Origin of the sequence: Streptomyces sp. NPDC087787 (assembly GCF_044743035.1) — a bacterium.
Taxonomy (GTDB): domain Bacteria; phylum Actinomycetota; class Actinomycetes; order Streptomycetales; family Streptomycetaceae; genus Streptomyces.
The window spans coordinates 101,016-114,009 of sequence record NZ_JBIUVQ010000020.1 but is presented as its reverse complement, the minus strand read 5'-3'; the positions used below and the strand labels follow the sequence as shown (position 1 = coordinate 114,009).

The window sequence follows — 12,994 nt, the reverse complement described above, 5'->3', positions numbered from 1 at the left end:
CGTCCACCGAGCCGGAGGGCCGCACCTGAAGGCTCCAGCGGGCGCCGTCGTCGCCGTCCCCGCCCGCCTCGTGGCGGTCCAGCAGCAGCCGGAGCGCGTCGTGCCGGTCGACGAGCATGGCCACCAGCTCACGCAGCCGGTCGTCACCGAGATCGGCCGGGGCGTCCAGCAGCAGCGACTGGTGGTACGCCCGGACCGGGCCGCCCCGCTCCCGCAGCGCGTGCGCGGCCGGCGGCAGCGGGACACCGCCGACGCCGGCGTCGGGCGACTCGGCGACGAGATCGGGGACGTCGGTCGCCACGGACGCGAGCCCTTCGACGGTCCGGTGGACGAACACGTCCTCCGGCTTGATCCTCAGTCCCCGCGCCCGGGCGCGGCCGACCAGCCGGATCGAGACGATGCTGTCGCCGCCGAGGTCGAAGAAGCTGTCCCGGATGCCCACCGAGGGCAGGCGGAGAACCTCGGCGAACACCTCGCACAGTGCTTCCTCGCGCGGTGTGCGCGGCTGCTCGTCGCCGACGAGCACGGCGAAGTCCGGGGCGGGCAGCAGCTTGCGGTCCACCTTGCCGTTCGGGGTGAGCGGCAGGGTGTCGAGGGCGACGAACGCGGCCGGGACCATGTAGTCCGGCAGGACGCGAGCCGCGTGCTCCCGCATCCCGGCCGTGGCCGGCACCTCCTGGCCGGGCGCCGCGACCAGATAGGCCACCAGGCGCCTGTTCCCCTCGCCGTCCGCCCGGGCCACGACGGTGGCCTGGGCCAGCGCCGGGTGGGCGGCGAGCACGGCCTCGATCTCGCCCGGTTCGATACGGAAACCGCGCACCTTGACCTGGTCGTCGGCCCGTCCGACGAACTCCAGCTCGCCCGCGGTGTTCCAGCGGGCGATGTCGCCGGTGCGGTACATCCGGGTGCCGGCCGAGCCGAACGGGTCCGCCACGAACCGCTCGCTGGTCAGCCCCGGCCTGCCCAGGTAGCCGCGGACCACGCCGTCACCGGCGAGATACAGATCGCCCGCCACCCCGGCCGGGACCGGCGCGAGCCGGTCGTCCAGCACGTACACCCGGGTGTTCGCGATCGGCCGGCCGATCACCGGCGCGCCGGGCCTGCCGTCCAGTTCGGCGGTGGTGGACCACACCGTGGTCTCGGTGGGGCCGTACAAGTTGCGTACGCCGGCGGACAGTTCGCGCAGACGCGCGGCCAGCCCCGCGGGCAGCGCCTCGCCGCCGACCAGGACCCGCAGCCCGGCGAGGGCGTCCGGGTGTCCGGACACCAGCGTCTGCCACAGCGTCGGGGTCGCCTGGACCACGGTGGCACCCGTGCCGGTGATCAGCCCGGCCAGCCCGTCGACGTCGCGCACCTGCTCGGTGGTCGCGAGCACCAGCCGGGCCCCGGCGACCAGGGGGACGTACAGCTCGAGACCGGCGATGTCGAAGGCGACGGTGGTGACCGCCACCAGGACGTCCGCCTCGGTGACCGGCAGCCGCTCGCGCATGTCCCGCACGAAGTTGGCGATGTTCGCCCGGGTGACCACCACACCCTTGGGGCGGCCGGTGGACCCGGAGGTGTAGATCACGTACGCCGGGTGGTCGCCGTGCGCCGTGCCGGGCAGGTCGGTTTCCGGCACGGCGGCGATCCGTGCCCGCAGCGCCGGGTCGTCGACCGCGACCGTCTCCGCCCCCGCCGGTACGGGCAGTTCGCGGGCGAGTCCGGAGGTCGTCAGCACCAGGGCGGGCGAGCCGTCGGTGAGGATGTGGCGCACCCGTTCGGCCGGGTAGGCCGGGTCGAGGGGGATGTAGGCCGCTCCGGACTTGAGCACCGCCAGCAGCGCCACCACCAGGTCCGTTCCGCGCGGCAGGCTCACCGCGACCCGCACCTCGGGACCGGCGCCGCGGCCGGCCAGGTACCGGGCCAGCCGGTTCGCCCCGGTGTTCAGTTCGGCGTAGGTGATCTCACCGTCGGTCGAGACCACCGCGACCCGGTCCGGTGTGCGGGCGGCCGCCGCCTCGATCGCCTCCGTCAGCGACCGCGGGCCGAAGCCGGTGCTCGTGGCGTTCCAGTCGTCCAGCAGCAGGGTGCGCTCGGCCGGGGTCAGGACGTCCACGTCGCCGACGGGCCGGTCGGGCTCGGCGCACAGCCGTTCCATCAGGTGCGCGAACCGTCCGGCCAGCCCCACCACCGTGTCGTGGTCGAACAGGTCCGTGCTGTACTCGGCGACCGCGTCGATCCCGGCGGGCGCGTGGTCGTCGTCGAACAGCTCGCGCAGGTTGACGTTGAGGTCGAACTTGGCCGTGTTCAGGTCGAGCATCCGGCGCCGCGCGGACACCCCGGGCAGGTCGTAGCCGGCCTCGGGGTTGTTGTGGAGGCTGACCATCACCTGGAACAGCGGGTGGCGGGCCATGACCCGCTCGGGGTTCAGCAGGTCGACCAGCCGCTCGAAGGGCACGTCCTGGTGGGCGTACGCGGCCAGGTCCGTCTCCCGTACCCGGTCCAGGAGTTCGGTGAAGGTGGGGTCGCCGGACAGGTCGGTGCGCAGCACCAGCGTGTTGACGAAGAAGCCCACCAGCTCGTCCAGGGCCTCGTCGGTGCGGCCCGCGATCGGCGTGCCCAGGGGGATGTCGGTGCCCGCGCCCATGCGGTGCAGCAGCACCGAAAGGCCCGCCTGGACGACCATGAACATGCTGACCCCGCGACGGCGGGCGAGGGCCGCCAGGTCCCGGTGCAGCCGCGGCTCCAGCCGGAACGTGACCCAGCCACCGCGGTACGAGGGGGTCGCCGGCCGCGGCCGGTCCACCGGCAGGCTCAGCTCGTCCGGCAGCCCGGCCAGCGCCTCGCGCCAGTACGCCGCCTGCCGCGCGGCCACGCTGTCCGGGTCGTCCTCGTCGCCCAGCACCGCGTGCTGCCAGAGCATGTAGTCCGGGTACTGCACCGGCAGCGGCGTCCACTTCGGTGCCGCGCCGGCGCGCCGGGCGGCGTAGGCGGTGGCGAGGTCCCGGCCGAACGGCCCGGTCGACCAGCCGTCGACGACGATGTGGTGCATCACCACCACGAACACCGACTCCCGCTCGCCGACCCGCAACAGGGCAGCCCGCAGCGGCAGTTCGACCGTCAGATCGAAGCCCCGGCCGGCGATGCGCCGCAACTCCCCGTCCAGTTCGCGCGCCGCGACGTCGAGCACGGTGAACTCCGGTGCGGCGACCGACGGGTCGAGCACCACCTGATACGGGCTGCCGTCCCGCTCGGGGAAGATGGTGCGCAGCGACTCGTGGCGGGCGACGACGTCGGCGAGCGCGGAGCGCAGCGCCAGGACGTCCACCGGACCCTCCAGGTCCAGTGCGACCGGCAGGTTGTAGGTGGCGCCGTGGCCTTCGAGGCGGTTCAGGAACCACAGCCGCCGCTGGCCGTGGGACAGCGGCAGGTGCGCCGGCCGCTGTGCGGCGCGCAGCGCCTGCCGTCCCTGCGGCGCGCCGCGCAGCGATCCGGCCAGGGCGGCGACGGTCGGGCTCTCGAACAGCGCGCGGATCGGCAGTTCCGTGCCGAAGGCCGAACGGATCCTGCTGACCAGCCGGGTGGCCAGCAGGGAGTGGCCGCCCAGGTCGAAGAAGTTGTCGTCGACGCCGACCGCGGGCACGTTCAGGATCTGCGCGAACAAAGCGCACAGCAGCTCTTCCTGCGGTGTGCGCGGCGCGCGGCCGGCGCTGGCGGTGGGGGAGTGGTCCGGTGCGGGCAGGGCCCGTCGGTCGACCTTGCCGTTGGGGCTGAGCGGCAGCTCGTCCAGGACCACGAAGGCCGCGGGCACCATGTAGTCCGGCAGGTCCCCGGCCACCTCGCGGGCGACCTCGGCCCGGTCCAGCGGGCCGTCCGGCACCAGGTAGGCGACGAGGCGCTGGTCGCCCGGCAGATCCTCCCGCAGTACGACGGCGGCCTGGGCGACGCCCGCACGGCGCAGCAGCGCGTTCTCGATCTCGCCGATCTCCACCCGGAAGCCGCGGATCTTGACCTGGTCGTCGACGCGCCGCAGGAAGTACAGCTCGCCGTCCGGCCTCCACTTGACGATGTCGCCGGTCCGGTACATGCGGGAGCCGGGCGGGCCGAACGGGTTCGGCGCGAACCGCTCGGCGGTCAGCGTCGGCCGGTGCAGATAGCCGCGCGCGATGCCCTCGCCCGCTACGTACAGCTCACCGGCCACGCCCATGGGCACCGGCCGCAGGGACGCGTCCAGCACGTACAGCCAGGTGTTGGGCATGGGACGGCCGATCGGCAGCGGGCCGCTGCCCACCGGTTCGCCCGCCCTGATCACGTGCTGGGTGCAGTTGACGGTGGTCTCGGTGGGCCCGTAGCCGTTGTAGATGTGCGCCTCGGGGTGGCGCGTACGCCACTCGGTCAGCGTCTCGCCGAGCAGCAGCTCTCCGCCCAGCATCAGTTCGCGGCTGGGGGAGAACGCGTCGGGCAGTGCCTCGAGGAGCGGCAGATGGCTCGGGGTGGCCTTGAGGAACGTGCACGGCGTCCGCTCCAGGTCCGCCAGGGTCCGCGGGTCGCCGTCGTCCAGGGTGGCCAGGATCACCGTGCCGCCGACGGACAGCGTCGTGTAGAGCGCGGTCACCGTCAGGTCGAAGGAGATCGGGCTGTGCAGCACCGCGGCGCCCGCGGCACTCGGGTAGCCCGACGTGCTCCAGCGCAAGTAGTCGCTCAGGCAGTGCTGTTCGGTCAGCACCCCCTTGGGGCGCCCCGTGGATCCGGAGGTGTAGATGACGTACGCGGAGTGGTGCGGGTGGACCGGGTGCAGCCGGTCGGCGTCGGTCGGATCCGTCACGGGCCGGCCGGCCACGGCCTCGGCGGTGTCCGGATCGTCCAGCAGCAGCCGCGGCAGGCCGTCGGAGTGCGGCAGGCCCGCGCCGATGGCTCCGTCGGTGAGCAGCAGCATGGCCGAGGCGTCCTCGATCATGAACTCGACACGCTCCGGCGGGTAGTCCGGGTCGAGCGGGAGGTAGGCGGCGCCCGCCTTCAGGACGGCCACCAGGGCGGTCACCAGCTGAGGGGTGCGCGGCAGGGCGACCGCGACCCAGTCCTCCGCCCCGACACCGCGCGCGATCAGGTGGTGGGCCAACCGGTTGGCGCGCGCGTTGAGTTCGCGGTAGGTCACCTGTTCGTCCCGGCAGACCAGGGCGACGGCGTCCGGAGTCGTCGCCACCTGCCGCTCGAACCGTTCGACGAACGTCGGCGGGACCTCCGCGCGGATCTCGCCCACTCCGAGGGCGAGGACGCGGTGGCGGTCGGCCTCGCCCAGCAGGTCCAACTCGCTGACCCGCTGCGCCGGGTCGGCCGCGACCGACTCCAGCAGGCGGCTCAGCCGGGCGGAGACGTCCTCGGCGGTGGCACGGTCGTACAGGTCGCCGCTGTAGTTGAGCAGGCCGGTGATTCCGGCCGGGGCGCCGTCGTCGGCGTACCGGTCGCGCACGGAGAACGACAGGTCGAACTTGGCGACCTCGGTGTTCACCGGGTGCAGTCGGGTGCGCACCCCGGGGAAGCCCAGCTCCATCTCGGGGGTGTTCTCGAAGTTCAGCAGCACCTGGAACAGCGGGTGCCGGGAGAGAGAGCGTTCCGGCCTGAGCGTCTCCACCAGCAGCTCGAACGGCACCTCCTGGTGGGCGTACGCGGACAGGTCCGCCTCGCGCACCCGGCCGAGGAGCTGCCGGAAGGTCGGGTCGCCGCTCAGGTCGTTGCGCAGGACCAGGGTGTTGACGAAGAAGCCGATCAGGTCGACCAGCGACTCGTCGTTGCGCCCGGCGACCGAGGTGCCGATGGGAATGTCCGTGCCGCCGCCCAGCCGGTTCAGCAGCGCGGCGAGCGCGGCCTGCATCACCATGAACAGGCTGGCGCCGCTGCCGCGGGCGATCTCAAGGAGCCGTGCGTGCACCTCGGGCCCGACGGTGATCGGCACGAATCCGCCGTCGTGGCTGGGGGCCGCCGGGCGGGGCCGGTCGGCCGGCAGGTCCAGTTGGTCCGGCAGACCGGCCAGCGTGTCCTTCCAGTAGCCGATCTGCCGTGCCAGCACGCTGTCCGGGTCGGCGAGGTCGCCGAGGACCTCCCGCTGCCACAGCGTGTAGTCGGCGTACTGCACGGGCAGCGGCGCCCACTGGGGGGCGCGCGCCGAACGCCGTTCGGCGTAGGCGGTGGACAGGTCGCCCACCAGCGACGCGAACGACCAGCCGTCGGCGACGATGTGGTGCACCAGGACCAGGAACACCTGCTCGGTGGGGCTGAGCACGAACAGCTGGGCCCGGACGGGCAGTTCGTTCTCCAGGTCGAAACCGCGGCGGGCGGCCGCGGTCAGCGCCGTGTCCAGTTCCGGCTCGGCCAGCTCGGTCACCGGGATGCTCAGGCGTGCCTCCCGCTCCGGTACGACGCACTGGACCGGTACGCCGTCGTGGTCGCGGAAGACCGTGCGCAGGCTCTCGTGCCGGGCCATGACGTCGTGCAGGGCCTGGTGGAGGGCGTCGCGGTCGATCCGGCCGGTGAAGCGCAGCGAGACACCGAGGTTGTAGGTGGGGCTCGGGCCCTCCAGACGGTTGAGGAACCACAGCCGCTGCTGGGTGAACGACACCGGCAGCCGGTCCGGGCGCGGCATCGGGACCGCCCGGGGCCTGGCCGTACCGGCCCGCTCGACCAGTTCCGCCAGCTGCGCCACCGTGGGCGCCTCGAACAGGTCACGTACCGCGAGATCGACGCCGAGCACCGACTGGATCCTGATGATCAGCCGGTTGGCGATGAGCGAATGCCCGCCGAGGTCGAAGAAGCTGTCGTCGACGCCGACCGAGGACAGCTCCAGGATCTCCGCGAACAGACCGCAGAGCACCTGCTCCTGCGGGGTGCGCGGCTGCCGGCCGCCTCGCCCGCCGGCGAACCGCGGCGCGGGCAGGGCGCCGCGGTCGAGCTTGCCGCTGGTGTTGAGCGGCAGCCTGCGCAGGGTGACGAAGGCCGCCGGCACCATGTAGCCGGGCAGGGTGGCCGCCACCAGCTCGCGCAGCCGCGCGGTGTCCGCCTCGGCCCCGGAGGCGGGCACGACGTAGGCGACGAGCTGCTTGTGGCGGTGCTGGTCCTCCTGCGCGACCACCACCACCTGCGCCACGGCGGGGTCCGACGCGATCACCGACTCGATCTCACCGGTCTCGATGCGGAATCCGCGCACCTTCACCTGCTCGTCGGTGCGGCCCAGGTAGGCCAGCTCGCCGTCGGCGGTCCAGCGCACCACGTCGCCGGTCCGGTACAGGCGGGAGCCCGGCGGGCCGAACGGGTCGGCCACGAACCGCTGCGCGGTCAGGGCCGGCCGGTCCAGGTAGCCGCGGGCCAGGCCCGCGCCCGCCAGGTACAGCTCGCCCGGAACACCGGCGGGAACCGGCCGCAGCCAGGGATCCAGCACGTACACGCGGGTGTTGGCGACCGGCCGGCCGATCAGCGGCTCCGCGGGCCCGCCGTCGGAGTACCAGGCGGTCGCGTACACCGTGGCCTCGGTCGGCCCGTAGATGTTGGCGATACGTGCCCCGGGCATGACGGCGCGGATGTCCGCCACCGCCCGGCCGGTGAGCGCCTCGCCGGCGAGCACCACCAGGCCGGCCGAGGCGGAGACGTTGTCCTGGCCGATGAGTTCGGCCAGCGCGGACGGCACTGCGCTGATCATGCTGCCCGACCAGCCGCCCTCCCGCTCGGCCAGCGCCAGCAGGTCGCGCACCACGTCGATGCGCCCGCCGGCCGTCAGCGGCGCGAAGATCTCGAAGACCGACACGTCGAAGCTGAGCGACGTCGACGCCAGCGGCCGGGACAGGGCGTCGGCCCCGATCTCGCGCGCCGCCCAGGTGACCAGGTTGACCACGTTGCGGTGCTCCACCACGACGCCCTTGGGCGTTCCGGTCGAGCCGGAGGTGTGGATGACGTAGGCGGCGTTGTCCGCCCGCAGCGGCGTCCCGCGGTCCTCGTCCACCGGGTTCGTGCCGGGGCGGGCCGCGACCGCCTCCACCGTGCCGGGGGCGTCCAGCGCCAGCGCCGGCACCCCGGCCAGGGCCTCCCGCGGCCAGCCGGCCAGTACGCCCTCGGTGCTCAGCAGCAGTACCGGAGCGGCGTCGGACAGCAGCAGCGCGACCCGCTCGACGGGATGGGCGGGGTCGACCGGCAGATACGCCGCACCGGACTTGAGCACCGCAAGCAGCGCGACGATCAGCTCCGCCGAACGCGGCATGCCCAGCGCCACCACGCGCTCGGGAGCCGCGCCCCGGGCGATCAGCTCCCGTGAGAGCCGGTTGGCGGCCTCGTGCACCTCGCGGTACGTCAGCGTCCGCGGCCCGTCGCACACCGCCACCGCGTCCGGGTGCTCTGCCGCCGTCCGCTCGAGGAGGTCGACCAGGGTCCCCGCGGGGACGCCGCGTTCCGTGTCGTTCCATTCGCGCAGCAGCCGCCGTCGCTCGGGCGGCGACAGCATGTCCAGCGCCCGCACCGGGGCGTCCGGTTCGGCCACGAGCGCCTGAAGGAAACGCACCAGCCGGTGGCCGAGCATTTCCACGCTGGAACGGTCGAAGAGATCCGTACGGAATTCGACGACCGCGTCGATACCGTCCGGGGTTCCCGTCTCACCGACGCGTTCGCCGAATTCGAAGGACAGGTCGAACTTGGCCATCGTGCGCACGCCCGGTTCGGCGACCGCCGTCAGACCGGGGAATTCCAGGGTGGTGACGAGTTTCTTCTGGAGCGAGAACAGCACCTGGCACAGCGGATGACGGGACAGCGAACGCTCCGGGTTCAGCACCTCGACGAGGCGCTCGAAGGGCACGTCCTGATGGGCGTACGCCGCCAGGTCCGACTCCCTGACGCGGCCGAGCAGTTCGCGGAACGTCGGATCGCCGGAGACGTCGGTGCGCAGCACCAGCGTGTTGACGAAGAAGCCGACCAGGTCGTCCAGGGAGTCGTCGGTGCGGCCCGCCACCGGGCTGCCGAGGACCACGTCGGGGCCGGCGCCCAGCACCGACAGCAGCGAGGCCAGCCCGGCCTGGAGCGTCATGAACAGGGTGGTGCCGGTCTGCCGGGCCAGCTCGGCGAGGCCGCGGTGCAGTTCGGGCGGCAGCCGCAGCTCGACCACGTCGGACCGGTAGTCGGCCTCGGCCGGGCGCGGCCGGTCGGCGGGCAGCGCGATCTCGTCCGGCAGACCGGCCAGTTCCGAGCGCCAGAAGGCGATCTGCCGTGCCATGGTGCTGTACGGGTCCCGGTCGTCGCCGAGCGTCTCACGCTGCCACAGCGTGTAGTCGGCGTACTGCACCGGCAGCGGCCGCCACCGCGGTCCCGTCCCGTCCAGCCGGGCCGCGTACGCCGTGGACAGGTCGCGGGCCAGCACGCCCAGCGACCATCCGTCCGCCGCGATGTGGTGCACCACGACGGACAGCACGTGCTCCTCCTCGCCGAGCGAGAACAGGTCCACGTGCAGGGGGAGTTCGGTGGCCAGGTCGAACGCGCCGGCCGCGCAGCTGGCCAGCGCCGCGGGCAGTTCCTCGGCGCCGATCGCCGAGACGGGCAGCTCGATCACGGCCGTCTCCGGGTGGAGCACGACCTGGCTCGGCACGCCCTTCACATCGGGGAAGACGGTCCGCAGGCTCTCGTGCCGGGCCAGCAGGTCACCGAACGCCGCGAGCAGCGCGCCCCGGTCCAGCGGCCCGGACAGACGCAGCACCAGCGGGATGTTGTAGGCCGAGTTGGGACCCTCGAGGCGGTCGACGAACCACAGCCGGTTCTGCGCGTAGGACAGCGGGACCTCCGCCGGGCGCGGCATCGGGGAGATGCCGGAACGGGCGTGGTCGGCGCAGGTGACGCGGTCCGCCACGGCCGCGACGGTCGGCGCCTCGAACAGCGTCCGGATCTGGAGCTCCACCCCGAACACCGAACGGATCCTGCTGGCCAGCCGGGTGGCCAGCAGGGAGTGGCCGCCCACGTCGAAGAAGTTGTCGTCGATGGTGACGCCCGGCACGCCCAGGACCTCGGCGAACAGCCCGCACAGCACCTCCTCGACCGGGGTGCGCGGGGCGCGCCCGGCCGAGCCCGCCACGGACTCCGGCTCCGGCAGCGCCGCGTGGTCCAGCTTGCCGTTGGCGGTGAGCGGCAGCCGCGGCAGCACCACGAACGCGGACGGCACCATGTGGTCCGGCAGCGCGGCGGCCACCGTCTCGCGCAGACCCGTGGGGTCGAGACCCGCGCGCTCGCGGGCCGGCGTGACATAGGCGACCAGCCGCTTGTCGCCGGTCCGGTCCTCACGGACGACGACCGCCGCCTGAGCGACCTCGGCCACGCCCTCCACCACGGCCTCGATCTCGCCCGGCTCGACCCGGAAACCGCGGATCTTCACCTGCTGGTCGGCCCGGCCGACGAACTCCAGCTCGCCGTCCGCCGTCCGGCGCGCCACGTCGCCCGTGCGGTACATCAGGCTGCCGGGCGGGCCGAACGGGTCGGCGACGAACCGGTGCGAGGTCAGGTCCGGGCGCCCGTGGTAGCCGCGCGCGAGCCCGTCGCCGCAGACGTACATCTCCGCCGCGACGCCGGGCGGCACCGGTCGCAGCGCGCCGTCCAGAAGGTGGATGCCGAGGTCGGGGATGGGTGAGCCGATGACGCTGCCCGGCCGCCCGTCCGCGGTGCTCCGGTCCAGCGCCACATGGCTGACGTGCACCGTGGTCTCGGTGATGCCGTACATGTTCACCAGCACCGGCGCGTCGTCCGGGTGGCGGGCGTACCAGCGTTCCAGGCGCCGCGGGTCCAGCGCCTCACCGCCGAAGATCACGAACCGCAGCGCGGGGGCGCCGCCGGCCCCGGAGTGCTCCTCGTCGGCCTGCGTGAGCTGGTAGAAGGCAGAGGGGGTCTGGTTGAGCACCGTGACGCGTTCGTCGGCCAGCAGCCGCAGGAACTCCACCGGCGAACGGCTCACCTCGTGCGGGACGACCACGAGCCGGCCGCCGTGCAGCAGCGGACCCCAGATCTCCCACACCGAGAAGTCGAAGGCGTAGGAGTGGAACAGCGTCCACACGTCCTCGGGCCCGAAGCCGAACCACTGCTCGGTGGCGGTGAACAGGCGCAGCACGTTGCGGTGGGGGACGACCACGCCCTTGGGCCGGCCGGTGGACCCGGAGGTGTAGATCATGTACGCCGGATGCCGCGGGTCGAGCGGCGCGGCTCGATCGGCGTCGGTGACGTCATCGGTGGCCCGCGCGGCCAGTTCGGCGGCGGTACGGGCGTCGTCCAGGGCCAGCACCGGGACGCCCTCGGTGTCCGGCAGGCGCGGCGCGTGCGCGGTGTCGGTCAGCACCAGGTCCGGCGCGGCGTCCGCGAGCATGAACGCGATCCGCTCGGCCGGGTAGGCCGGGTCCAGCGGCAGGTAGGCGGCGCCGGCCTTGAGGACGGCCAGCAGCGCGACCACCATCTCCGCCGAACGCGGCAGCGCGAGCGCGACGAACCGCTCCGGGCCGGCGCCCCGCTCGATCAGCGTCCTGGCCAGCCGGTTGGCGCGGGCGTTGATCTCCCGGTAGCCGTGGCCCACTCCATCGCTCACCACAGCCGTGCGCTCGGGGTGCTCGGCGGCGACCCGCTCGAACAGCTCCGGAAGAGTGGCGGCAGGGGTCCCGACCGGGACGGGCGGAGTGAGCACACGCGCGCGTTCCTCGTCGGTGGCCGTGTCCAGCCGTCCGACCGGTGTCGCGGGGTCGCAGGCGCACAGCCGGGACAGCAGGTCGAGGAAGCGGTGCTGGTGCGCGGCGAGCGACTCCTCGTCGTACAGCGCCGCGTTGGCGTCGAAGTCGAAGCGCAGCGCGCCGTCGGCGGAGCGGGTGTCCAGCACGATCGCGAGGTCCGTGATCGGGCCGCCCGGCAGGTTGCGCACGGTCGCCCGGTGCCCGGCGAAGTCCAGGTCGTAGTCGAACAGGACCAGGTTGACGTGCGGTCCGATCAGGTGCTGCTCGGGGCCGAGGCGCAGGTCGCGCCGCATGTCCTCGTGCCGGTAGCGCTGGTGGCGCACGGCCTGCCGCATCTCTGCGGAGACGGCGGTGAGCAGGTCGCCCACCGGGGTGTCCGGTGCGGCGCCCAGCCGCAGCGGGACCAGGTTGGAGACGCTGCCGGGCACGTTGCGCAGGCCCTTTCCCTGGCGCGCGGCGACCGGCAGGCCGACGACGACCTCGTCGGTGCCGGTGAGGCGCTGCACGTAGAGGGCGAGCGCGGCCACCACCACGGTCGGCCAGCCGGTGCCGGCCTCGCGCGCGAGTCCGCGGATCGCCTCGGTCTCTGCGGCGCCGAGTGTCACGCTGCGGCGGATCACACTGCCGGGCAGGTGCTGCCGGCCGCCGGACAGGCTGACCGGGGGCTGGGCGCCGGTCAGCCGCTCGGTCCAGAACGCGGCGTCGTCGGCGTGGTCCGGGGAATCGGCGTAGGCCCGGGCGGCGTCCACCAGGCCTTTCAGCGGCGGGAAGGGACTGACCGGTACGGGGGTGTCCGCCATCAGCGCGGAGTAGACCTCGGCCACCCTCGGCGCGAACATGGCCACGCCGGCACCGTCCAGCACGATGTGGTGGACGCGGTGGTACCACCACCAGCGGTCCTCGGCGATCCTGAACAGGGCGAAGGCGAACAGCGAGTCGCCGAACAGGTCGATCGGCCGGGTACGGTCCTCGTCCATCCACTTCCGCGCGCCGGCCTCCGGGTCGGCCTCGCCGGACAGGTCCACGACGGGCAACGGGAAATCGACGGCGGGGAGTATCCGTTGCTCGGGGATCTCACCGTGCTCGGCGAACCGCACCCGCAGCGCGTCGGTCTCGCCGACCACCCGGCGCAGCGCCGCCTCGAAGCGGACAGGGTCGACCGGACCGTGAATGTCGAGATACTCGGCGATGTTGTACACCGTGTTGCCGGAGTCGATCCGTTGCGCGAACCAAATACCCGATTGAGCCGGCGTCAGAGGGAGTCGGATCTCACCGGATTGTGGCAC

General features: G+C 73.3%; 1 protein-coding gene (running past one end of the window). It reads right to left on the bottom strand.

The genetic code is table 11. The features are described 5' to 3' along the window. Positions 1-12,994 carry the 5' portion of an amino acid adenylation domain-containing protein gene (locus ACIOWN_RS28225; RefSeq protein ID WP_401983672.1) on the bottom strand. It extends 1,244 nt beyond the left edge of the window, so only the first 12,994 of its 14,238 coding nucleotides appear in the window; it begins with the start codon at positions 12,992-12,994; the stop codon falls past the left edge of the window.